Raw genomic sequence first — 22,378 nt, 5'->3', positions numbered from 1 at the left:
TTAGGTCATGTGTGGGTGAGAAACGTTTCTCTCGACACTGCTACCTGGTGGTATTTGGCGGTGGGGTGGGATTGTTCCGCACTAAAGTGGCCTAAGTCAGGTGGAATCGGGGCGCGCTAAGCGCGGGGACTGCGTGCCGGTTAGCCGGGCAAGTGCATCTTTTGATCCCATGGGAGCCCAGTCTAGTGAGCGCTCACGGTGATGGTGCGGCAGCGCTCCAAGTCGAAGTACGCACGCTGCCCGGTGGCGGCAACGTGCTCGCGGGCCACAGATTCATCGTGGGTTACGGCCGCGGCGAGGAAGACGAGTGGACCATCGGGCTGGCGCCATGTGCCGAGATACCGCGCGCCGTGTTCCTTGGCTAAGGCCAAGGCCTTGCTCACCGCGGCTGGGGTAGGCTCCGTCACCCGCAGGAGCGCCTTCCCGGTGGGGTTATAGGCGAACCCGGTGCGGGGCTGCTGGCCGGTTTCGATATCGAAGGTGCCTTCTTCGTCCGCGAGCAATTGCCGGAAAATGCGCTTCATTGGGCCCAGCGTAGTATGGGGCACCATGATTGACGCCAGCAACACCGCACTCGTTATTGAAGGCGGCGGCATGCGCAATTCCTATACGGCCGCCTGTTTGGTCAAACTCATCGAAGAGGGCGTGGACTTTGGTTGGGTAGGCGGCGTCTCCGCCGGGGCATCGCACACCGTTAATTACTTGTCGCGCGATGCCCGGCGCGCGGAGGAGTCCTTTACGGACTTTGCCAAAAATCCCAGCTTCGGTGGCGTGGGTTCGCTGGTGCGTGGCACCGGGTATTTCAATGCCGAGTACATCTATGAGCGCGCAGCAGACAGGGATTTGCCCTTTGATTGGCAGTCCTATTGCGAGCATCCGGCCGATATGGTGCTTGCTGCAGCGCGCGCCGATACCGGCGAGTCTGTTTACTGGACTCGCCAGGACATCCACACCCCGGAAGACCTCTTCGTGCGCGTGCGCGCTTCCTCCACGCTGCCGCTGATTATGCCGATGCGATTTATCGACGGCGCGCCGTACGTGGACGGTGCTTTGGGCTCGTCCGGTGGCATTACTATTGCGCAAGCAGAAAAGGCCGGATACGAAAAGTTCCTGTTTATTGGTACTAAGCCGCGTGGGTATGTGCGCCCGGAGGTCGCGCGCCCAGCCTTCGTCCGCCGCATCTTCCGCAGGTACCCCGCTATTGCCGACGCCCTTATAGCCCGCCCCGCCCTCTATAACGCAGCCAAAGATCGGCTTTTGGAGTTGGAGCGCCAAGGGAAGGCGCAATTATTTTTCCCGGAAGATATGCAGGTAGCCTCTACCGAACGCAACGTACACAAGCTGCGGGCGAACTATCAGGCAGGGAAAGCCCAGACCTACACGGAGTGGCCACGGTGGAAGGAATTCCTCCTCGATTAGTTCACTATGGGCGTTTCCTGTGAGATGTACCGCCGCTGGGGGTGGGGTCTCGGCTGGGAAAGTGGTGTGCCCAGTGTAAATGCCAGAAGGCCAGGGCTTGGAAAAGCCTTTCACGTGGCGCTTTCTTGAGAAATGCCTAAACTATTCCAGCGTGTTAGCAATTTTTGATGGAAATATATGGCTGAGCATCTTTTTCATAGTGCTGCTCGGCACGCTATTTGGCATGATCCCCTTCGGTCCGCTGCGCTTTGGCGCGGCAGGCACGCTGTTTGTGGGCTTGGCCTTCGGCTCGTTTATTGACCTAGATAAAGACATCTTAAGCTCCCTGCAAGAGCTGGGCTTGGGACTCTTTATTTATATGCAAGGCCTGTCCGCCGGTGAGCGCTTCTTCAAGGGCTTTTCCAAGCAGATGAAGCACATGCTCACGGCGACCATTGCGATTGTGGTGGCCGCGGGCGCAGCCCTCCTCTTTGGTGGCATGCTGGGGCTGGATACCTTGGCTTCCGTTGGTGTATTTGCCGGCGCCACGACTTCGACGCCGTCGCTGGCAGTTGCCCAGCAACAAACCGGTGAAGAGCTACCCGCCGTGGGCTACTCGCTGGGCTATCCCGTGGGTGTGGCGGTGGCCATTTTGGTCGTGGCATTCCTGCTCAAGCAGAATTGGCCCGCCAAGCACGATAAGGACAATTCTGCCTCCAAGATCTTCCGCTCCCGCACCATTCGCGTTACCAAAGACGTGCACTACGATGATTTGGAAGAAGAGTTCAAGGATCACTTTGTTATCGCTACCATTCGCCGCGGTAATAAAGTGCGCGTGGCAGGTGACCGCCCCGAACTGCGCAAAGGTGATATTCTGCGCGTGATGGTCACCAAGGCCAAGGCCCGTGAACTGACCCAAATGCTGGGCAAGCGTCAGCCGCAAACTCCGTTCGTGGATAAGCGCCTGGTCATCGAAACCGTGGCTATTTCTAACCAAGATATTGCCGGCCGCACCGTTGAGGAGCTCAACCTGTTCTCCCGCTATGGCGGTCGCATCGTGCGCGTGCAGCGCGGCGATGAGGAATTCTTGGCCAATAATGAAACTCACCTGGCTTCCGGCGATATCCTCGAGCTCATCGTGAAGTTTGACCGCTTGGGCGACATCAAGGATTACTTCGGTGACTCAATTAAGTCCTACTCCGAGCTGAACTGGGTAGCGTTGGGCGGTGGCCTCTTCCTGGGTTACCTGCTGGGCCAGGTCGTGGTTCCGATGCCGGGTGGCGCTTCCTTCGAGCTGGGCTTTGCGCTTGGCCCGCTGATTACCGGCCTTATCCTCGGTGCGCTGCACCGGACCCGCCGCATCCCATGGCAGGTGCCGGCCTCCATCAATACTGCGTTCCAGCAGTGGGGTCTAGTCATCTTCCTTGCTTCTGTCGGCCTATCTTCCGGCGAGGCATTCTTGTCCACTGCCTTCTCCTGGATGGGCCTGAAGTGCATGATCCTCGCCGCCATTGTCACCGTGGTGGTTGCGGTCCTATTCGCTGTAGCGAATCGCTTCATGGGTCAGTCCGAAACTCGTACCGCCGGCGGACACTCTGGCATCTTTGCTCAGCCGGCCGTGGTCAATTACGCCACGGGGCTGAGCTCCGACTCGCGCATCATGACCGGTTATGCGGCCACCATTGTGGTGGCGCAGGTGGTCAAAATTGCCGTTGTCCCTGTGATGTTGATGGTTTAACACTCAACGGAAAAGGCCGCTTCCCAGAACGGGAAGCGGCCTTTTTCTCTGCTATGTGGACCTGTGTGGTTTCTAATCCGCCACGAGGGTTTCCATGGTGAGCTCTGGGTGTTCCTTCTCAATGAAGGCGAGCTTCCACTTATCACCAAAGAGCGCGATGAGCTCGCCATCTTGGCGGGTAAAGATTTCCACGCCGCGCTGACGGCCGAGCTCTGGGGCGGATTCGGCATCGGTGCGGCGAGCCACGGAATAGGGGATAGGCTCGGTGACGGTTTCCACGTTGTATTCGAACTCCATGCGAGCCTGCATGACCTCGAACTGCATGGGGCCCACCGCCGCCATGACAGGGGAGGCATCGCCACGCGCCTCGTTCTTGAGAATCTGGACCACGCCCTCGGCCGCCAGCTGCTCCAGACCCTTACGGAAAGCCTTGTACTTGCCCAACGACTTCGCGCGCAGAATGCGGAAGGCCTCCGGCGCGAACTGCGGCATGGGCTTGAATTGCACCTTCTTGCCGGAATAAATGGTGTCACCAGGGGCAAGCGAGCCAGCGTTGACCAAACCCACGATATCGCCCGGATAGGCGGTATCCACGGTATCGCGCGTGCGACCAAAGACAGTCAGGGCGTACTTGGTGGAAAAGCTGCGGCCAGATTGGGCGTGGTTGACCTGCATGCCGCGCTCGAATTCACCGGAAACCACGCGCATAAAGGCCAAGTTATCGCGGTGCTTTTGGTCCATGCCTGCTTGGACCTTGAAGACGACGCCCGAGAAGTCATCGCTAACCTCGCGGACCTCATCAATGGCGCTGGTGGCAGCCTCAACCGCCTTCGGATCGGAGTCGCGCGAGTGCGGAGCCGGGGCAATAGCGCACAGGGTGTCCAAAATCTGGTGCACACCAAAGTTCAGCATCGCAGAAGCGAAGATGAGTGGGGAGGTCACGCACTGCTCAAAAAGTTCCTGGTCATGTAGGGCACCGTCGGCGGCAAGCAGCTCGGCTTCCTCGACTGCGGTCTCCCACACGTCTTCTTCCTTCTCACCGGCGGCATCCGGATCGAAGTGTTCTTCCGGGGCGATAGTGGAACCACCAGCGGTGCGGATGAAGTGAATGTACTCATCGGCCTCGCCATCATCGTTGATGTGTGCCAGGCCGCGGAAGTCACCGGCAATGCCTACCGGCCAGTACAGGGGCGTGGGCTGCAACTGGATTTCGTTGACGATTTCGTCAACAAGCTCCAAGGGCTCGCGGCCCACGCGGTCCCACTTATTGATCACGGTAACGATAGGCAGGCCGCGGGCCTTGCACACGCGGAAGAGCTTAAGGGTCTGGGGCTCGAGGCCCTTGGCGGCGTCGATAAGCATGACTGCCGCATCCACCGCGGTGAGCACGCGGTAGGTATCCTCTGAGAAGTCCGCGTGGCCCGGGGTATCGACCAGGTTAATCATGTAGGGTTCGCCCTCGTGGCCCTCCGGTGCATACTCGAACTGCAGCGCCGAGGACGCCACGGAAATGCCGCGGTCCTTTTCCATATCCATCCAGTCAGACACGGTGGACTTGCGGTTGCCCTTGCCGTGGACCGCGCCGGCCTCATTAATAACGTGTGCGTGCAGCGCCAGCGCCTCCGTCAGCGTGGACTTACCAGCATCCGGGTGGGCGATAACGGCAAACGTGCGGCGGCGCGAGGCCTCAGAAACGACAGAACTCATGCGCCATAGTCTAGTGGTTTCGCGCTACCACTCCACATTGAGGCGGCGCCCCAAATCATCAAAGACGCGACGAGCCACCGACAGCTTCTTCGCAATGGGGCGCTGGAGACCAGGTTTGCGCTTGTCGTTGTAGTATTCGCCGGATTCAAAGTGGATTCCCTCGGTGCCGGTCAAAAAGTAGGCGAGGTTTTCGCCGCCGTCGGCAGGCTTGCCAAAGGTCTTGCCAATCAGCCCGGAATACATCTTGGACATTATGCCGGTAGAGGACTTGGAAAAGTCAGTGGCAAGCACGCCAGGGTGGAAGGACACCGCGGAAAGCCCGTGGGCATCAAAATAACGGGTGAGCAGGATATCGCCCAGCTTGGCGTTGCCGTAGGCGCGCTCGGGGCTGAAGTGATCCAGGGTATTGGGATCACTGGGGTCGAATTGAGACATGAGGAAATTAGCTAGGGAAGCCGTTTGAACTACGTTCGCGTTATCCGCGCGCAGCTTGTCGCGTAGCAGCGAGGTCAACAGGAAAGGCGCCACCACGTTGACCTGCCAGGTGCGCTCAAAGCCATCGGCGGTGGTAGACGGGCCGTCGAAAATGCCGCCAGCGTTATTGCCTAGGGCGTGGATATGCTCCAGGCCCTCCAAGTCCTGTGCCAAGCGGCGAACTTGGCCCAAGGATTCGAAGTCCGCCAGGAAGTACTGGCCTTCGACTTCCTCAGCCACCGCGCGGGTCTTTTCCGGATTGCGGCCGATGATAACCAGGTTGTCTTGTGGCCGGGTGCGGTGCAACTGACGAGCTGCCGCGGCGCCCAATCCGCCCGATGCGCCGGTAATCACAATGGTCTTGGCAGTGCTATTTGGCGAAGTCATAGCACCAATCCTAACCGCCCACCGAGGGCACCGCCGGCTAGCAGTTTCCCTGGGCCGAAAGCAGGTCTATACTTCCGCTCGTGAAACATCTGCTTTCCATACGGCAGTGGGGACCGGCGCGCTTAACCGCCGCCGGCTTTCTTTTGCTCATTTTACTGGGAACGGTTTTGCTCATGCTGCCGTTCGCCGAGGCCGGCACCGCCCGCGCTTCTTTTTTGTCTGCGCTTTTTACCGCTACGTCTGCGGTATCGCTCACCGGACTTATCGTGGTGGATACCGGTAGTTTTTGGAGCCCGGCCGGCCAAGTGGTCATCTTGGCACTCATCCAACTGGGCGGCTTGGGCATCATGTCCCTGGCCTCGCTATCCGGCCTGCTTTTTACCGGCCGGATTAGCTTCAAAGCACGCAAGACGGGTGCCTATGAGGGGCGCCCCATTGCTCCTGGCGGAATCCGCAAGACGCTGATTTTTACCTTTGCCTTTACCGCGGTGGCAGAGATCATCATCGCTGTCATCGTGGCTGCGCGGTTGATGATTGGCTATGGGCACTCCTTTCCGCGCGCGGTATGGGAAGGCATCTTTCACGCCATTTCTGCATTCAATAACGCGGGATTTAGCACCAATAGCGATAACCTAGTGCCCTTTGTTGCCGATGCCTGGATTCTGCTGCCCTTAGCCGCCGCGCTGATCGGTGGCGGTTTAGGTTTTCCGGTGTGGGCGGAGCTGGTGCGCTTGGTACGCCGCGATCGTCACGTGGTTCATCGCATTTCCATTACCGCGCGCATGACGCTGGCGGCCACGACCGTGCTTTTGCTCGCCGGCAGCGTCTTTTTCGCGTGCATGGAATGGTCCGGGCTTTTATCCTCCATGTCGCTGGGGGATAAGCTGCTCAACTCCTTCTTTGCCAGTGCATCTCCGCGCACGGCGGGCTTTAATGCCATCGATTATGGGCAGGCACACCCCATTACGCTGATGGGTACCGACATTTTAATGTTCATCGGTGGTGGCTCGGCCGGTACGGCCGGCGGCATCAAGGTCACCACCGCCTGCGTGCTCTTGGCTGCCATGACCGCGGAGTTTTCGGGCCGGGAAACCACCACCATTGGCCACCGCAGCCTTCCACGTTCGGTGACTCGCCAGGCGCTGGCGCTGAGCTTTGCCGGGGTTCTGGTCGTCACACTGGGTGTGGCGGCGCTGCGCTTTTTTGATCCGGAGTTTAGCGGTGATCAAGTTTCTTTCGAAGTGCTCTCCGCATTCGCTACGGTGGGCTTGTCCACCGGAATTACTGCAAGCCTGTCTGCACCCTCGCAGATTGTGCTATGCCTCATCATGTACTTGGGCCGCGTTGGCCCAACCACCTTGGTAGCAGCGCTGGCGGCGAAATCCGTCAGCCGGCGCTATAGCTATCCCGAAGAAAGGCCGTTCCTTGGCTAATATTCTCAAGGCGTTGGGACGCTCCCGCGCCGGCATCGATATTCCACCCGTCGTCGTTATTGGACTAGGCCGATTTGGCTCCTCGCTAGCCCATGAGTTGATGGCCAATGGCGTTGAGGTCCTCGGCATCGACTCCAGCGAGAAGCGCGTGCGCGAAGAAGCGCCCTACCTCACCGAGACCATTGCGGCCGATACCACCGACCCAGAGGCTTTGCGTCAGCTGGGCGTGGAGGAGGTCGAGCGCGTCATTGTCGCCATCGGCTCCCATTTGGAAGATTCCATCCTCACCGCGTCCAATCTGGTGGAGTTGGGGGTCAAAGACATCTGGGCCAAGGCTGATTCGGAAGCACACGCGCGTATTCTCAGCCAGATTGGTACCCACCATGTCATCCGGCCAGAGCGTGATACCGGCCGCCGCGTGGCTTACCTTTTGGGCGGGCGTTTCCGTGATTTTGCAGAGATTGCCACCGATTATGGCGTGACCCAAATGGCCGTTCCTAGTTCATTGGTGGGCCGGCCGCTCGACCTTTCTGCCATCTGGCGCACGCACCGCGTGCAATTGGTTTCCGTGCGCCGCGCGGAAGGGGAGTGGGCCCCGCTTGCCGACGCCATCGAGCTCAACCCCACCGATTTCATCGTCGCCGCCGGCAGCCCCAAGGCCCTAGAAAAATTCTCCCAGTGCTAGCGAGAGTGGATCTGGTTCTGGGCCTTGCCTAGCCCGTCCGCCACGATGAGGCGGGCGGCCTCGGCCGCGGAGGCGATGGCGTCATCAAAGCCAGCGCCCGCATCCACGGGGCCCAATACGTAATCCGGAATGGACGAACCCTTGGGCGGCCGGGCAATACCAATGCGCACGCGCAGATAGTCGCGGGTGCCCAAGCGCTCGGTGAGCGACTTGAGGCCGTTATGCCCATTTTCATTTCCGCCCTGCTTGATCCGGATCCTATTGGCCGGAAGGTCCAGCTCATCGTGGAGAACAATGACGTGATCCGCGGCGATGCCAAGTTGTTGTGCCAGCGGCGCTACTGGATCGCCAGAAAGGTTCATAAACGTGCCCGAACGCACGGCAAGTACTTTCTGTCCCGCCCAGCTAAGCGGTGCCACCTGCACATCCATCCCGCGTACCGGCTCGAGTACGTCTCCCCCTGCGGCTAACAGATCATCGATGGCCATATAGCCCACATTGTGGCGGGTAGCGGCATACTTCGCGCCGGGATTGCCCAAGCCCACAATAAGCCACTCCGCCTCTAGCTCGTCCGGATTGAGGCCTGGTGTGGGTTTATTCTTCGAGCCAAAGAACCGCGCGAAAAAATCTCCTAAAGGTGCCACTGCACTAGCTTCCTCTCTCGGTAGGGTGGGGTGCTATGAGTCAGGTTATAAGCTCCCTTTCCCGTAGCGTAATCCCCGCGCCCATGGCCGGCGGTCCCACGACCCCGGAACTAGTGCGTGCCGCTCATGCCGCCGGTTCTTTTGGCACCTTAGGTGTGGGCTCTGCCAGCCTAGACGCTGCCCGCACACAGATTGACCAGTGTGCCGGCATTCCGTTTGGAGTAAACCTCTTTTGCCCACAACAGCCGCTTTCCGGGGCGCAACATGCCGCCGCACGCGAGCTGGCGCAGGCAGAAAACCGGCCACTGCCTGAGCCCGATTACTCTTTTGGTTTCGAAGAGAAGCTGGATTTAGCACTGCGCGGCGGTGCCCGCGTGGTGTGGTCCATGTTTGGAACCTTCACACCCGAACAGATAGAGCGAATCCACGCCGCGGGCGCAGAGGCCTGGACCACCGTCACCACCCCTGCGGAGGGAACCGTGGCCGCACGTCGGGGCGTCGACGTGCTTTGCGTCCAAGGCCCGGCCGCCGGCGGCCATCGTGGAACCTGGGACTTAGCCGCGACTCCCGATTCCCGGGATCTGGAAGAGCTAGTGTCCGACGTGCATACCGCAGCCCCTGATCTGCCTCTGATCGCTGCTGGCGGCCTGCGCACTGCAGAAGATATAGCCACCGCTATGTCCTGGGATGGCGTCGCCGCATGTTCCTGCGGTTCCGCATTTTTGCTCACCGAAGAGGCGGGAACGAGTGACTACAACCGGCAGCTACTGCGCCGTGGTGGGCAGACCGTGTCTACCCGTGCTTTCTCGGGCCGCTTTGCCCGTGGACTAGAAACTCAGTACACCCGCAGCCACCCCAACCTTCCACCGGTTTATCCGCTCTTGAACCCTGTACTTAAGGAACGCCGTGCGCAGCACGATGATGCCGTAGCCTACTGCCTCGTAGGAACCGAAGTGGAGAAAATAAACGGGGGTACTGTGGCCAACATCCTGAACCAACTATGCCAAAACCCACAGTAGTAGGCGCTAATATTTATGTTTGAAGATTTAATGCCACCCCCGTGACAGAAAAGGAATGAATTACGTGACTGCGAACGCACATGTTGGCCATGATGATTGGAACGAGCGCCTCGAGCTGGCGCAGCAGATGATTCCGCTCATCCACCAGCTGCACCGCAACAATAACGTTGTCACCACCATCTTCGGCCGCCCACTGGTGGGCCAGACCGATATCGACATCATCAAGTCTCACCGCTATGGCCGCCGCATCGCGCAGCGCCACCTGTCCACGGCGGAGACCTTGCCTATCCTGGTGGAATTGGCAGACATGAACCTGGGCGCCGCAAGCGTCGACCTCGGCCGCTTGGTCCTCGGGTGGGAGGAATCCAACGAGGAAAACCTCCGCATGTACTTGGAAGGCGAGCTGTGCGAGATCGTCGGTGCTGGCGTTGACCTAGAGACCACCGACGTCGTCCTCTACGGCTTCGGCCGCATCGGCCGCCTGTTGGCCCGCCTGCTCGTCGCCCGCGAGGCAGCTTACGGTGGCGTTCGCCTGCGTGGCATTGTCCTGCGCAAGAAGGGCGACGGTGACATCCTCAAGCGCGCTTCCTTGCTGCGCCGCGATTCCGTCCACGGTGCTTTCAACGGCACCATCTCTGTAGATGAGGAAAACGAGGTTATCTGGGCTAACGGCACCAAGATCCAGATGATCTACGCCAACGATCCCGCCGAGATTGACTACACCTCTTATGGCATCAATAACGCCATCTTGGTGGACAACACCGGCGCATGGCGCGACCGCGAGGGCCTGTCTCAGCACCTCAAGGCCAAGGGCATCTCCCGCGTGCTGCTGACCGCACCGGGCAAGGGCGATATCAAGAACATCGTCTACGGCATCAACAACGACAACATCAGCGATGAGGATCAGATTCTCTCCGCTGCATCCTGCACCACCAACGGCATTACCCCGGTTCTTAAGGTCATCAATGACCGCTACGGTGTAACCCACGGCCACGTGGAGACCGCGCACTCCTTCACCAATGACCAGAACCTCATCGATAACTACCACAAGGGCGATCGCCGCGGCCGCGCCGCAGGCCTGAACATGGTGCTTACCGCCACCGGCGCAGCCAAGGCTGTTGCTAAGGCTCTGCCGGAATTTGAGGGCAAGCTCACCGGCAACGCCATCCGCGTTCCTACCCCGGACGTGTCCATGGCTGTGCTCAACCTCGAGCTGTCCAAGGAAGTAGAGCGCGATGAGGTCAACGACTTCCTGCGCAATGTCTCTTTGCACTCCGACCTGCGCCAGCAGATTTCCTACATTGCCTCCCCAGAGGTTGTTTCCTCTGACTTCATCGGCAATACCCACGCCGGCATTGTCGACGGCGTTGCTACCATCGTCTCCGGCAAGCACCTGGTGCTGTACGTGTGGTACGACAACGAGTATGGCTACTCCAACCAGGTAGTACGCATCGTAGAAGAGCTCGCACACACCCGCCCGGTTGTTCTGCCGAAGCGCGTATCTCCGTCTGAGCTTTAAGCTCACCTAGCTCTAGCCCGCGGTTTCCGCGGGCTTTTGCCGTTTTCTCCCGGCTCCAACCACCCCACCCCGAAAAGCAGCCACACTATCGGCCTGGAAGCACGCCAATGGACTTGAAACGTGTCTGCATTATGCGGTTAATCCATTGGCTGCAGTGCTTTTGTCTGCAGCAGCCGTTTCGCGGTCCATGAACCAACGGCGGCGATGAGCAATGTTAAGAATGCCGCGACAGCGTAGCGTGCAGGAGTGTTGGCATTTATCGGCCACGCCGAAAAGGCAATTAGCCACAGGTAAGTCTTGGCGAGGACATCACCGCCGAGAGTTGCAGAAACAATGGTGCCCATGATGGTGAGGGCGAGTGCACTAATAATCCCGAAGCGCACCACGATGCACAGGGAAATCACCGCAATACTGAAACCTACACCTACGGCCAGCGGCAGTCGTCCCAATACAGCAGGAGCAGAAGTACCGGCGCAGATTGAAGCGAGCGAAGCAGCCGTGCACACGAATACTATTGCCCCAAAGATCCAGATGAGAAGGGCGTTAGGGCTATGACGTGATTCGCTGTAGCTTAGCGGCCACGCCGCCGCTAGCAGTGGCCACACTATGCAAGGGAGGACTCCCGCGCCCACAGGCAGTAGCGCAAAGACGAAGAAGCCGTGGACATAATCGGCAGGGTAGGTGAGGGCAATGACGGCTAAAGCCACGATGCTCAGTACTAGACACCCAATGAGCAAGGGGCTCGACGCCGCACGGTGCAGCCCGATCAGCGCGCCAGGTAGCTTGGAGCGAGCGGCAGCTCTCGGTGTAGCAGTTGGGGTCCACACCTCACCAGTGGTGATTGCGGCCGTATCTTCAGCGGTACCGCCCTGGCGCAGACGCAACCTAAGAGGTCGTATGCGGCGAGGAGTAAAGATTGCCGCGCACGTACCTACAGCCGCTAGAACCAGACATAGTACCGCGGCGGGCAGTGGACCTTCTTGCAGTAGCGGATCACCTGGATCGAGAGGAACAGAGTTCTGATGAATCCGCAGAGCAGGAAGCAATAACCTCATCGGCCACGCAGGTGGGAACGCCCACCACGCGTTGCCCTCGACAGTGCTCGGTAAAATTCCAATTTCTTGCCAGGCAATGCTTCCAGCTAAGGCGGCGACGAGGCCGCAGCGGCGCGCGCACCCTGCAGCGATCCCGGCGATCCCTATAGCCCCTAGGAAGGAATAGAGCCCAGCCACCACTAATAGCTGATGGTTGGCTCGGCCCTGAAGAGCCACGATTGCCCAAGAAAGACCGAAATTGAGGACATGAAAGATCGCCAAGCTAGAAAGGACGGCAAGATAGCGCGAGGCCTGTTCATAGTGGGCGTTGATCCGGCGCCACAGGGTACCGCCGCCGCGCGTACGGACTTCTCGGCGCTCGGGAATGGCGGCAAAAAGCGCAATGAGAGGTGCATACATGCCCGTGATGAACATGGACTGCCATCCCAAAACGCCGGTGGCGTCTTGTGTGGGAGAAGCCAGCGCGGAAAACAACGCTGTCATCACCACTAATGGTACGGCCAGTAGAGGGAGCCATTGCAGCGCGCTCCCGCGGCTGCGAAGGACCTCGGCGGAAAGGTAGCGATTAAACATGAGCCTCACCATCCGGGGAGGTCAGGCGGAAAAATTCGGGTTCCAGCTGACCGCTGGGAGCCAAGTTCTTAAGCGAACCGGAATAGCGGATGGTGCCCTGGGAGAGGATGGTGATGTCCTGGGCTAAGTGGACAATCTCACCGAGCTGGTGGGAGCTGACGATTACGGTATGACCGGCGTCAGCCAGCTTCTGCAGGAGCTCACGAAGCTCTACGATGCCCTGCGGATCAAGGCCATTTTGTGGTTCATCGAGAACGAGGATTTCGGGATCGCCAAGCAGTGCTTGGGCTAGGGCGAGCCGTGCCTTCATGCCAGTAGAAAATGACTTAGCCTTTTTCTTCCCAGCCCCGTTGAGGCCCACGATGGCAAGCGCTCGCTCTATCTCGGATTCTGGTAGACCGAGCAAGCGCGTATGGACGCGAAGATTGGCTGCTGCAGAAAGGTGCCCATAAAAAGCTGGACCGTTGACGGAAGCCCCCACGTGGTCGAGAACCCCGCGTGACCAGGGCGCACCAGCCACGCGAATAGTCCCGGAATCGGCGGTAAGCAGGCCTAGAAAGATGGAAAAGAGCGTAGATTTGCCGGCACCGTTTCGCCCTAAAAGAGCATGGACGCGACCAGGGGTGATGCGAAAATCTACGTCCCGCAAGACTGTGTGGGGGCCAAAAGACTTCGAGACGTGCTCAAAAGAGATGTCATAGTTCATACTGTGAAGTCTCGCGTGCCGGGGCGCGAAAATCTTCCGCCTACAAGACGGACTTCGCAGTGAATATCTCCTACTGCAGTAGGAGACTAGGCAATTCCAGCGCGCTGGGCGAACAGCACCAGCGCTACGCGGTCGCGAGCCGCAAGCTTAGACATGAGCGAAGAGACGTGCGTCTTTACCGTCGTTTCCGCAATGACCATCTCGGCGGCGATCTCGGAATTTGTAGCACCGCGTGCGATGAGCGAAAGAACTTCCATCTCGCGCCGGGTTACCAGGCTAAGCCCTTGGCGCTCCTGCGCGCTCAACTGGCCGCGGGTAAGGGCGGTGCGATAGGCCTCCAAAACTGGTCCGGTGACCTGAGAGGCCAGCACCGATTCGCCCTTGGCGACGTCCCGGACTGCCCCCGCTAACACCTCCGGATCCGCATCTTTGAGGAGGAACCCATGCGCGCCAGCGGCGATAGATTGAGCCACCAATTCTTCTTCATTAAACGTGGTGAGCATGATGATTCGGCATTCGGGGATGCGGGAAAGGATCGCTTGGGCCGCAGCGATGCCGTCCATGCCGGGCATTCGGATATCCAGGATGGCTACGTCAGTGCGGTGGCTCAACGCTGCGGTGACGGCTTCGGAGCCGGTATTGGCGGTGGTCACGACCTCAATATCATCTTGTGCGTTAAGGATGGTAGACAATGCGGCAATAAGCATCGCTTGGTCATCGGCGAGTAGGACACGAATCTTAGACACGGTTTTCCTTCTGCAAGGGTAGTTCGGCGCGCAGGATGAACTTTGTTGCATCACCCGAGCTCTCTAGTTTTCCACCTAACGTGTGAGCACGCTCTTCGACGCCAATGAGGCCGACTCCGCTGCCAGTAACTTCGCTGGGAGTAGGGGAGGGATTGGTAGAGGTAAGGGTGATCTGAGCGGCGTCGGCAAGCGCGAGCTCTACTTCTACGTGCGTGCCAGGGCCCTGGTGACGCAGCGCATTGGTCAGGCCTTCAGAAATGATGCGTACCAAGGCCAATTGCGTAAGTGCAGGCGCCTCATAGGTCTCTGGTAAGTCCGCTGCAATTTCTAAGCCCGCCGCGCGGAAACCGTCGATGATGCCCTCGATGTGCTCAAGCTGCTCTGTCGGCTTGAGAGCGGAAGGACCGGTGCTCCGCAGTGCCGTGACAATGCCGCGGACCTCTTCCAACGCAGAATCCGCGCCCTCACGAATAGTGGCAAGAGCATCCTGGGCAGCGTCACTATTTACACGCCCGGCAATGATCCCGGCATTCGCCTGAACCTTGATCAAAGTTAGGGAATGCGCGAGTACATCGTGCAATTCCCTAGCAATGAGCAGGCGCTCTTCTTCTTGGGCTTGGTGGAAACGCTCCTGGGCTAGCCGCTCGCGCTGGCGTGCCAGGTCGAAGTAGCGTGCGGCGATGAAGTAGGTGCTGCCCAAAACCGCCCAATGCACCACCACCATGGCCAAATAACGGAGGTCTAACTGGTAGTGCAGCAGGAATGACTCCGGATCTATGCGCCACATGAAGGGCGAGATGAAGGAGCCAAGAATCGTCAGCGCCAGCACCGTGCGGGGAATGGCACGGCGCGTGACATAGCGGGAGGTGGCATACACCGCCATGGGTGCAGTCAGGGCCCAAGGGGTAAGCCCTAGATTGGTGGGCAGCTGGCTCATCCAGGCCACGGCCCATGCCGCGAGCAGCACAATAAAGCCCGTGGCGCTGAGCACGGGACGGCTCCGCCAGATCCACATAAATGGCAGGAATAGCAACGATAGACCTGCCTGAATAATCTCAATTATGCTGGGATTCTTCGCAGCAGAAATCACATAAAACAGCGCAATGAGCACCGCCACCGCGGTGAGGATTTTATCTCCCAAACGCGCTCGCGCGGCGGTGTCAGTGCTCATAAAGGAAGATAGTAATACAGCCCTGAGTGCTACTTCTTCTTATCCTTCTTCTTGCCCTTCTTGGACGTCTTCTTCGCTGTCTTTTGCGCGGACTTGCGCTCAAGCTTGGCGGCGACGTCCGGCACGTAGCGGAACTCTTCGCGGGCAGGGCGTTCATAGGTTTCGCCATCGGAATCTGGGCGCTGCGGGATCTCCGGCATCTCGCGCTCGAGCTTCTCGTACGGAATGGTGCTCAGAAGGTGCGAAATGACATTGATGCGCGAGCGCTTCTTGTCTTCTGATTCCACGGTGTACCACGGCGCGGTTGGGGTATCGGTGTGGATGAACATCGCATCCTTGGCACGGGAGTAGTCCTCCCAGCGGGTAATGGACTGCAGATCCATAGGGGAGAGCTTCCAACGGCGCAGCGGATCGTTGCGGCGGGATTCAAAGCGCTTAATCTGCTCTTCATCAGAAACAGAGAACCAGTACTTGCGCAGCATGATGCCGTCTTCGACCAACATCTGCTCAAAGGTGGGTGCTTGGTGCAGGAAGCGGACGTATTCCTGATCGGTACAAAAGCCCATGACGCGCTCGACACCGGCGCGGTTGTACCAGGAGCGGTCAAAGATGACGATTTCGCCCTTGGTGGGCAGCTTTTCCACGTAGCGCTGGAAGTACCACTGGCCCTGTTCGCGAGAGTTCGGTGCGGGCAGTGCCTCGATGCGGCAGGTGCGCGGGTTGAGGTACTGGGTGATGCGCTTGATCGCGGAGCCCTTGCCGGCGGCGTCGCGGCCCTCCATGATGATGACTACGCGGGCGCCGGTTTCAACGACCCATTGCTGCATGTCCACGAGCTCCGCTTGGAGGCGCTCGAGCTCCTTTTCGTAGGCCTTCTTGTTGAGTTTCTTAGGGGCTTTACTGCTTTTTGTGCTCATTAGTCCAGCTTAACCGGCACTAGCGGCTGGGATGAAAACGGGACCGCCCACTTTGGAGTGAGAACCTGGGCACAGCCTAGGAGCAGGTACAGCTGGGGCCGCAGCCGGGCTCGCCATAGCGGGTGGTATTGGAAATATGCCCCAAGCCTTCGATGGCGATGGTGACGTTTTGGCCGTCCTCGATAAATTGCTGCGGGGTGCGGGCAAAGCCCACGCCCTCCGGTGTGCCGGTAATGATGACGTCGCCCGGATTGAGTGGATAGAGCTGCGAGCAGAACTCGATGAGCTCGGCAACGGAAAAGATGAGGTCATCGGTATTATCTCGTTGCCTTTCCTCACCGTCTACGGTAGTGGTAAGCACAGCTCCGGACCCCGGTGACCATTCATCCGCGGTGGTAAGCCAAGGGCCGAAGCCGGCGGTGCGATAAAAGGATTTACCAGCATGGAACTGGCTAGTCTGGCGTTGGAAGTCACGCAGTGTGTAGTCATTCATGATGGCGTAGCCAGCCACATAATCCAGTGCCTCGTCGCGGCTGACACGGTGGGCGCGCTCGCCGATGATGACCGCCAACTCTCCCTCATAATCCAGCCTTTGTGTGCCATATTCGGGAATGAACACATCATCATAGGGGCCGGTGAGGGCATCGGCGAACTTGATGAACAAGGTGGGATATTCGGGGAATTCGCGTCCCATCTCGCGAATGTGCTTGGCGTAATTGAGCCCCACGCAGATGACTTTGCCGGGAGTTGGTACGACAGCCTCCAAGTCGGCGTGGTCAAAGACCACGGGCTCGCCGGAAAGCTGGGCGGCCTTGCGCCAATCCTCGCTGCGCAGCAGCTGGCCCACGTCTTCATAATCCAATTCAACACCCACGTAATCGCCGTCAATGCGGATAGCGGAAGTGCCAAAGCCAGTGCGTAGGGTAGCCAATTTCATGGCGACTATCCTACGCGCAAGATTTCCTCGACCGCGTCGGCGCAAAGGATGGGGATTTCTGCCTTTTCTTGCTTTGCCCAAGGCTTAAGCACAAACGACGCCGGGTCCATGCGCCCCGGTGGGCGACCGATTCCTATCGAAAGACGCTGATAGTCTTTGGTGCCCAGGGACTTTGTGGTTGAACGCAACCCATTGTGGCCATGGTCGCCGCCGCCTGTGCGGAGCTTAATGGTGCCGAAATCGAGTTCTAGCTCATCGTGAACAACGATGATGTCGGCGGCGGAGAGATGAAAGTATTGGGCCAAAGCTTTGACCGGCCCGCCGGAAAGGTTCATATAGGACCGTGGCTTTGCGCAGATAATCTTGCGGCCGCCAGCCATGCCCTCAGCGACTTCGGTGTTGGTCTTTTTGTGCACTGAAAAGCTGCTCATGAGCTCTCCTGCGAGTTCATCTGCCACATCGAAGCCGATATTGTGCCGGGTGCCTGCGTACTTGGGGCCGGGGTTGCCAAGGCCTACTACGAGAAGTGGAGTCACGCGCTCAATTGTCTCATAGGCAGAGAGTAAAACGGCAAGGCCGCCGCGAGAAGCGAATCTCACGGCGGCCTATGCGTGTGAAGGGGAGGGGATTACTCCTCGGAGTCGGAGGACTCTTCGCCCTCATCGACGGACTCGGCGCCAGCGTCAGCGCCGCCTTCCTCAGCAGCTTCGGCTGCTTCCTCGAGCTCTTCATCAACCTCAGGCAGGGAGATGGAGACGATAACGGTGTCTTCCTCTGCCACCAGGGTGGTGTCTTCCGGCATGGTGACGTCGGCTGCGGTAACAACCGCGCCGTCCTCGAGACCCTCGATGGAAACCTCGAGCTCTTCCGGAATGTTCAGTACGTCTGCTTCAACCATCAGTACGTCAGCATCCTGGATGTGCATGGTGCCTGGGGCCGGCTCGCCGGTCAGGGTGACCGGAACCTCAACCTCAACCTTCTCGCCACGCTTAATGGCAAGGAGGTCAACGTGATCGATGTCTAGGGTCAGGACATTCTGGTCAACGTGCTTAACCATGGTCAGGTACTGCTCGCCGTCGATCTCCAGCTCCAGAACGGCGTTGACACCGTTGTTGCGGACGAGGGACTGGATGTCCAGCAGCGGAACTGCGAAGTGAACCGGCTCCTGGTGGCTACCGTAGATAACGCCTGGGACCTTCCAGTCGCGGCGCAGGCGGCGTGCGACACCCTTGCCAAACTCGGTACGTGCTTCAGCCTTGATTACTGGGCGCTGTGCCATGCTTCATTCTCCTTAGTCAAAGTAGTGCGGCGCGGCCAACGCGATAAAAACGACGAAAGCCTGCCGATGGACGTCTTGGACGAGTCATCGCAGGCGTATATAAAAAGCAACATGCTCTAACTTCAATCGCGTCGATAACGGCTTCCTCATCCTGAGGTCGCCCTCGCCGAGACTGAGTTAGATTAGCACGCGCACCAGAAGCAAATCAAAAGCCGCCGAGGGAAATCTCGGCGGCCCTGCGCTTAGGCGCGATCGAAAAGGGTGGTCACGGAACCATTCTCAAAGATCTCGTGGATGGTCTGTGCCAACAGCGGTGCAATGGATAGCACCGTGAGGTTGGACCAGCCCTCGGTGGACTGCGGGAGGGTATCGGTGGTGATAACTTCCTCCGCGCCGCACTCGGACAGGCGCTCGCGGGCTGGATCGGAAAAGACGCCGTGGGTGCAGGCGATGATGACCTTCTTCGCACCGGCGTCCTTCAGAACGCGCACGGCGCCGGCGATGGTGCCACCGGTGTCAATCATGTCGTCGAGAAGCACGCAGTCCTTGCCGTCAACATCGCCTACCACGCGGTTGGACACCGTCTTATTGGCCTCGGTATTGGAGCGGGTCTTGTGTACGAAGGCCAGTGGGGCATCGCCCAAGTCGTGGGCCCACTTTTCCGCAACCTTCACGCGGCCGGCGTCCGGGGAAACCACGGTGATGTTATCGGTGGCGTACTTGGACTTGATGTAATCGGTCAGGATGGGCTGAGCGTGCATGTGATCGACCGGGCCGTCGAAGAAGCCCTGGATCTGATCGGTGTGCAGGTCCACGGACACGATGCGGTCCGCACCAGCAGCCTGCAGAAGGTCTGCTACCAGGCGGGCAGAAATCGGCTCGCGGCCCAGGTGCTTCTTATCCTGGCGTGCATATGGGTAGAAGGGCAGGATGGCGGTGATGCGCTTAGCGGAGCCGCGCTTCAAAGCATCGATCATGATGAGCTGCTCTACCAGCCACTTATTGAGCGGCTGGGTATGAGACTGCATTACGAAGCAGTCGGCACCACGCACGGACTCTTCAAAGCGGATGAAGATTTCGCCGTTGGCGAAGTCGCGGGCGGTGGTAGGAACCAGATCGGTCTTGAGCTCCTTAGCCACAGCCTCTGCCAACTCTGGATGTGCACGCCCAGAGAAGAGCTTCATGTTCTTGCTGCTACCAGTTACCTTGCCAGTCATGGGAGAATATGCCCCTTACTTTTCGTTGTCCTGCGCACGGGCTGCGGCCTCAGCCGCGGGAGTACCCGGACGCTTCTTTTGAACCCAGCCCTCGATGTTGCGCTGTTTGCCACCGGAGACTGCGAGTGCTCCCGCAGGAACATCGTCTTTAATTACTGTACCCGCACCGGAGTATGCGCCATCACCGACATTGACCGGAGCGATAAACATTGTGTCAGAACCGGTGCGCACGTGGCTGCCGATGGTGGTGTGGTGCTTGTTTACGCCGTCGTAGTTGACGAAGACCGAGGAGGCACCGATATTGGACTGCTCGCCCACGGTGGCATCGCCGATATAGGTCAGGTGCGGCACCTTGGAGCCGCGGCCAATCTGGGCGTTCTTTGCCTCTACGAAGCCGCCGAGCTTTCCGTCCTCGCCCACGACGGTCTTCGGGCGGATATAGGTAAACGGGCCGACCTTAGCGTTGGTACCAATGACGGAATCGCTGCCATGGGTGCGCACGACGGAAGCGCCCTCGCCCACCTGCATATTGGTCAAGGTGGTGTCGGGGCCAATCTCGGCGTTATCGGCGATGCTGGTAGCGCCCCACAGCTGGGTGCCCGGGTGAATAATGACATCGGAGCCCACGGTGACGTTGACGCCAATCCAGGTGGTCTCTGGATCCACGATGGTGGCACCGCCGCGCATCGCCTTTTCTACCATCCGGCGGTTGAGCTCACGGCCGGCAGCGGCGAGCTGCACGCGGTCATTGACGCCCGCGAGTTCGGCCGGATCCGCTGCTACGTGCGCGCCGACGCCGTGTCCTGCGGTGCGGGCAATCTCGAGCACATCAGTGATATACAGCTCGCCTTGGGCGTTATTGGAGTCGAGCTTCTGGAGGGCGTCGGCAAGCACGCGCCCATCAAAGGCAAAGACGCCGGAGTTGACCTCATCGACCTGGCGCTGCTCTTCGGTGGCATCCTTTTGCTCCACGATGGCAGACACGCTGCCGTCCTCAGCGCGAATGATGCGGCCGTAACCGGTCGGGTCATCGAGGCGCATCGAGAGCACGGTGACCGCATTGCCCTGCTCGGTGTGCGTGGCGCGCAGGCCCTCGATGGTCTCTGGGGTAAGCAGCGGGACATCGCCGTTGGTGACAATGACGGTGCCCTCGAAGTCCGGAATCGGTTCCAAGCCGCAGGCCACGGCATGACCGGTACCCAGCTGCTCCTCCTGCACCGCCTGCAGTACCTCGCAGTCCAGCTCCTGGGCGATGGCATCCACGGCGGGGGAGACCTGATCGCGCTGGTGGCCCACCACCGTCACGATGCGCTCCGGGTTGATCCCGGCCGCAGCATGCAGAGCGTGGCCGAGCAAAGTGCGCCCGCCAATCTCATGCAAGGTCTTCTGCTTGGTGGACTTCATGCGGGTGCCGGCGCCAGCCGCAAGGACGACGACAGCACACGAGGTTGTTGCTACCACGGGTTATTGAACTCCTGGGGTCGAGTCTGATTCTTATCCGGACTACATCCTATAGCCCGAGTGCGATTTATGTGTGAGAAACCTCTTTCAGGCCGCGGGCGCGCCACACACCGAGGAAACCAATGAGGGCAAGGAAGAGCAGCGCCGCCTCAGGTCCGGCCAGTGCCACCACGGAGGAGATGCCACCGACGATAAGCAAGATAATGCCCATCATCGTATTGGCCGCACCTACGTACTGGGTGCGCTTATCGCCGCCGGCCATATCCACCACGTAAGTCTTACGCGCCACGCGAATGGCCGTGTGCGCCAGGTTCACGGCGAAGAAGCCAATCGGCATGACCCAGGCATTGACCGCATCCGGTGCCCAGTGCGAGCTGGCGACCAAAAGCACCAGCACGACGGAGGCCACGGCCGCGCCCACGGCCATGGTGTTCTTAGAGGACTTATCCGAATACACACCGGAGATGCGCCCGCCCACCAGAGAGGCTAGGCCGGAAGCTAGCACGAATCCGTAGAGCCCAGAAAGGTTGCTGCTGAGCAGCACAATAAAAGAGGTCGATAGCGCCGAAACGAGCAGGAGCGCGCGGACGATGACGAAGTTACGAAATTGGCCGTCGCTGGTAAAAAGCTGCCAGGTATCTTGCCACCAGCGCTTATCGATGCCCCCTTCGGCTTCCTCTGGCACCGGCTCATCCACGTGCGAAAAGACCCACGCGGCAATGGCCCAGGTGGACGCACCAATGGCGAGGACCGTGCCCATCATGGGAATGCTGAGCTCGCCCAAAAAGTAGAGGATAATGCCGGTCAGCAAAGTAGCACCGCCACCGAGGGCTGCCGCGCTACCGGTCACCCGGCCGCGTGCGCCCTTAGAAATCGTGCGCGCCTGCACGTCCTTGCCCGCAATCGAGCACAGCGCGCGGAAGAGGGAAAGTGACGCCAAGGCCACCAGCACCACCACGCCCAATACAGCCCCGCGGGTAAAAAATGCCGCGAGCGCGATGACCGCGGCGGATACCGCTTGGCCCAAAGAGCCGATAATCCACAAGCGCTTGCGGGCCCTATATGTAGTCACCCACGGGGTCAGCGCCGCCTGCGGCAGCATCGAACCGGACTCGCGGATGGGGGTGAGCAGACCGGTAAAGAACGCAGGCACTCCGGCCGCACTAAAGAGCGCGGGCAGCACCGTCTTGGCGGCAACAATCTGATCGCCCAAATTTTGCAGACCATTGGACCAGATGAAATACCGGGCATTGGAATTAGACATGAGAAATGCGATCTTTCAGAGAAACGAGTTGGTTAAATAAGAGCCATG

At 59.4% G+C, this 22,378-nt stretch carries 21 protein-coding genes; 6 read left to right on the top strand and 15 right to left on the bottom strand.

The features are described from left to right. Positions 1 to 182: 182 nt before the first annotated feature. The gene (locus tag MHY08_RS04375; protein WP_239192724.1) at positions 183 to 524 is read right to left on the bottom strand and encodes a hypothetical protein; all 342 of its coding nucleotides are present in this window, start codon (positions 522 to 524) and stop codon (positions 183 to 185) included. Positions 525 to 549: 25 nt separating this feature from the next. Here MHY08_RS04375 and MHY08_RS04370 point away from each other — a divergent pair, with 25 nt between their 5' ends. Both MHY08_RS04370 and MHY08_RS04365 read left to right on the top strand, forming a co-directional pair. Further along, positions 550 to 1,419, top strand: coding sequence for a patatin family protein (locus tag MHY08_RS04370; protein WP_239235523.1), 870 nt, complete (start codon positions 550 to 552; stop codon positions 1,417 to 1,419). A 151-nt stretch (positions 1,420 to 1,570) separates the two neighbouring features. After that, positions 1,571 to 3,136, top strand: a complete 1,566-nt coding sequence (locus tag MHY08_RS04365) for a TrkA C-terminal domain-containing protein (protein WP_239235521.1) — start codon at positions 1,571 to 1,573, stop codon at positions 3,134 to 3,136. A 72-nt stretch (positions 3,137 to 3,208) separates the two neighbouring features. Here the strand turns inward: MHY08_RS04365 and MHY08_RS04360 are convergent, their stop codons facing one another. Together MHY08_RS04360 and MHY08_RS04355 are read right to left on the bottom strand one after the other, a co-directional pair. After that, positions 3,209 to 4,843 carry a peptide chain release factor 3 gene (locus MHY08_RS04360; protein ID WP_239227990.1) on the bottom strand — a complete coding sequence of 545 codons (1,635 nt, stop codon included), beginning with the start codon at positions 4,841 to 4,843 and terminating at the stop codon, positions 3,209 to 3,211. Between the two features lie 24 nt (positions 4,844 to 4,867). Further along, positions 4,868 to 5,704: an SDR family NAD(P)-dependent oxidoreductase gene (locus tag MHY08_RS04355; RefSeq protein ID WP_239227991.1), complete on the bottom strand. Its 837-nt coding sequence runs from the start codon at positions 5,702 to 5,704 to the stop codon at positions 4,868 to 4,870. An 80-nt stretch (positions 5,705 to 5,784) separates the two neighbouring features. On the opposite strand from MHY08_RS04355, the gene MHY08_RS04350 reads away from it, so the two are divergent. Together MHY08_RS04350 and MHY08_RS04345 are read left to right on the top strand one after the other, a co-directional pair. Further along, on the top strand, positions 5,785 to 7,137 hold the full coding sequence (locus MHY08_RS04350) for a TrkH family potassium uptake protein (protein ID WP_239235519.1): 1,353 nt from the start codon (positions 5,785 to 5,787) through the stop codon (positions 7,135 to 7,137). Beyond that, positions 7,130 to 7,822, top strand: a complete 693-nt coding sequence (locus MHY08_RS04345; RefSeq protein WP_239235517.1) for a TrkA family potassium uptake protein — start codon at positions 7,130 to 7,132, stop codon at positions 7,820 to 7,822. The genes MHY08_RS04350 and MHY08_RS04345 overlap by 8 nt, the downstream gene beginning before the upstream one ends. Here the strand turns inward: MHY08_RS04345 and pth (MHY08_RS04340) are convergent. Next, a complete protein-coding gene (pth, locus tag MHY08_RS04340) occupies positions 7,819 to 8,466 on the bottom strand; it encodes an aminoacyl-tRNA hydrolase (protein ID WP_239235515.1) in 648 nt (215 codons plus the stop codon). The two genes, MHY08_RS04345 and pth (MHY08_RS04340), sit on opposite strands and share 4 nt — an antisense overlap. Before the next feature lie 35 nt (positions 8,467 to 8,501). On the opposite strand from pth (MHY08_RS04340), the gene MHY08_RS04335 reads away from it, so the two are divergent. Both MHY08_RS04335 and MHY08_RS04330 read left to right on the top strand, forming a co-directional pair. Then, the gene (locus MHY08_RS04335) at positions 8,502 to 9,485 is read left to right on the top strand and encodes a nitronate monooxygenase (protein WP_204609700.1); all 984 of its coding nucleotides are present in this window, start codon (positions 8,502 to 8,504) and stop codon (positions 9,483 to 9,485) included. A gap of 64 nt (positions 9,486 to 9,549) precedes the next feature. Further along, a complete protein-coding gene (locus MHY08_RS04330; RefSeq protein ID WP_370658785.1) occupies positions 9,550 to 11,004 on the top strand; it encodes a glyceraldehyde-3-phosphate dehydrogenase in 1,455 nt (484 codons plus the stop codon). A 137-nt stretch (positions 11,005 to 11,141) separates the two neighbouring features. Here MHY08_RS04330 and MHY08_RS04325 read toward each other — a convergent pair whose 3' ends face one another. From MHY08_RS04325 to MHY08_RS04275, 11 genes are all read right to left on the bottom strand, one after another. Then, complete coding sequence (locus MHY08_RS04325) at positions 11,142 to 12,632, bottom strand: hypothetical protein (protein ID WP_239235510.1); 1,491 nt, start codon at positions 12,630 to 12,632, stop codon at positions 11,142 to 11,144. Next, complete coding sequence (locus MHY08_RS04320; RefSeq protein WP_239235507.1) at positions 12,625 to 13,338, bottom strand: ATP-binding cassette domain-containing protein; 714 nt, start codon at positions 13,336 to 13,338, stop codon at positions 12,625 to 12,627. The genes MHY08_RS04325 and MHY08_RS04320 overlap by 8 nt, the downstream gene beginning before the upstream one ends. 86 nt (positions 13,339 to 13,424) lie before the next feature. Next, positions 13,425 to 14,084 carry a response regulator transcription factor gene (locus tag MHY08_RS04315; protein ID WP_239235504.1) on the bottom strand — a complete coding sequence of 220 codons (660 nt, stop codon included), beginning with the start codon at positions 14,082 to 14,084 and terminating at the stop codon, positions 13,425 to 13,427. Then, a complete protein-coding gene (locus tag MHY08_RS04310) occupies positions 14,077 to 15,255 on the bottom strand; it encodes a sensor histidine kinase (RefSeq protein ID WP_239235501.1) in 1,179 nt (392 codons plus the stop codon). Before MHY08_RS04310 ends, MHY08_RS04315 begins: the two co-directional genes overlap by 8 nt. A 29-nt stretch (positions 15,256 to 15,284) precedes the next feature. Further along, entirely contained in the window at positions 15,285 to 16,172 is an 888-nt protein-coding gene (ppk2, locus tag MHY08_RS04305; protein WP_239235499.1) for a polyphosphate kinase 2, read from the bottom strand. A 76-nt stretch (positions 16,173 to 16,248) separates the two neighbouring features. Next, positions 16,249 to 17,109 carry a fumarylacetoacetate hydrolase family protein gene (locus tag MHY08_RS04300; protein ID WP_239235497.1) on the bottom strand — a complete coding sequence of 287 codons (861 nt, stop codon included), beginning with the start codon at positions 17,107 to 17,109 and terminating at the stop codon, positions 16,249 to 16,251. Positions 17,110 to 17,114: 5 nt separating this feature from the next. Further along, on the bottom strand, positions 17,115 to 17,645 hold the full coding sequence (pth, locus tag MHY08_RS04295) for an aminoacyl-tRNA hydrolase (RefSeq protein WP_239235496.1): 531 nt from the start codon (positions 17,643 to 17,645) through the stop codon (positions 17,115 to 17,117). A 92-nt stretch (positions 17,646 to 17,737) separates the two neighbouring features. Next, positions 17,738 to 18,388 carry a 50S ribosomal protein L25/general stress protein Ctc gene (locus MHY08_RS04290; RefSeq protein WP_239235495.1) on the bottom strand — a complete coding sequence of 217 codons (651 nt, stop codon included), beginning with the start codon at positions 18,386 to 18,388 and terminating at the stop codon, positions 17,738 to 17,740. A gap of 242 nt (positions 18,389 to 18,630) precedes the next feature. After that, positions 18,631 to 19,605, bottom strand: a complete 975-nt coding sequence (locus MHY08_RS04285) for a ribose-phosphate diphosphokinase (protein WP_204609681.1) — start codon at positions 19,603 to 19,605, stop codon at positions 18,631 to 18,633. A 15-nt stretch (positions 19,606 to 19,620) separates the two neighbouring features. Further along, entirely contained in the window at positions 19,621 to 21,066 is a 1,446-nt protein-coding gene (glmU, locus tag MHY08_RS04280; RefSeq protein ID WP_005329020.1) for a bifunctional UDP-N-acetylglucosamine diphosphorylase/glucosamine-1-phosphate N-acetyltransferase GlmU, read from the bottom strand. A 67-nt stretch (positions 21,067 to 21,133) separates the two neighbouring features. Beyond that, positions 21,134 to 22,330 carry an MFS transporter gene (locus tag MHY08_RS04275; RefSeq protein WP_239235494.1) on the bottom strand — a complete coding sequence of 399 codons (1,197 nt, stop codon included), beginning with the start codon at positions 22,328 to 22,330 and terminating at the stop codon, positions 21,134 to 21,136. Positions 22,331 to 22,378 lie beyond the last annotated feature (48 nt).

The sequence above is a fragment of the Corynebacterium sp. ACRPJ genome (genome assembly GCF_022347345.1).
Taxonomy (GTDB): Bacteria; Actinomycetota; Actinomycetes; order Mycobacteriales; family Mycobacteriaceae; genus Corynebacterium; species Corynebacterium tuberculostearicum_D.
The sequence above is the reverse complement of the archived record's forward strand: the minus strand, read 5'-3'. Positions and strand labels throughout refer to the sequence as shown.

Coding starts and splice junctions, on each gene's coding strand:
- MHY08_RS04275 (WP_239235494.1), bottom strand. CDS start 22,330: ATGTCTAATTCCAATGCCCGGTATTTCATCTGGTCCAATGGTCTGCAA.
- MHY08_RS04325 (WP_239235510.1), bottom strand. CDS start 12,632: ATGTTTAATCGCTACCTTTCCGCCGAGGTCCTTCGCAGCCGCGGGAGC.
- MHY08_RS04285 (WP_204609681.1), bottom strand. CDS start 19,605: ATGACTGGCAAGGTAACTGGTAGCAGCAAGAACATGAAGCTCTTCTCT.
- MHY08_RS04355 (WP_239227991.1), bottom strand. CDS start 5,704: ATGACTTCGCCAAATAGCACTGCCAAGACCATTGTGATTACCGGCGCA.
- MHY08_RS04320 (WP_239235507.1), bottom strand. CDS start 13,338: ATGAACTATGACATCTCTTTTGAGCACGTCTCGAAGTCTTTTGGCCCC.
- MHY08_RS04290 (WP_239235495.1), bottom strand. CDS start 18,388: ATGGCACAGCGCCCAGTAATCAAGGCTGAAGCACGTACCGAGTTTGGC.
- MHY08_RS04310 (WP_239235501.1), bottom strand. CDS start 15,255: ATGAGCACTGACACCGCCGCGCGAGCGCGTTTGGGAGATAAAATCCTC.
- MHY08_RS04370 (WP_239235523.1), top strand. CDS start 550: ATGATTGACGCCAGCAACACCGCACTCGTTATTGAAGGCGGCGGCATG.
- MHY08_RS04335 (WP_204609700.1), top strand. CDS start 8,502: ATGAGTCAGGTTATAAGCTCCCTTTCCCGTAGCGTAATCCCCGCGCCC.
- MHY08_RS04360 (WP_239227990.1), bottom strand. CDS start 4,843: ATGAGTTCTGTCGTTTCTGAGGCCTCGCGCCGCCGCACGTTTGCCGTT.
- ppk2 (WP_239235499.1), bottom strand. CDS start 16,172: ATGAGCACAAAAAGCAGTAAAGCCCCTAAGAAACTCAACAAGAAGGCC.
- MHY08_RS04375 (WP_239192724.1), bottom strand. CDS start 524: ATGAAGCGCATTTTCCGGCAATTGCTCGCGGACGAAGAAGGCACCTTC.
- MHY08_RS04300 (WP_239235497.1), bottom strand. CDS start 17,109: ATGAAATTGGCTACCCTACGCACTGGCTTTGGCACTTCCGCTATCCGC.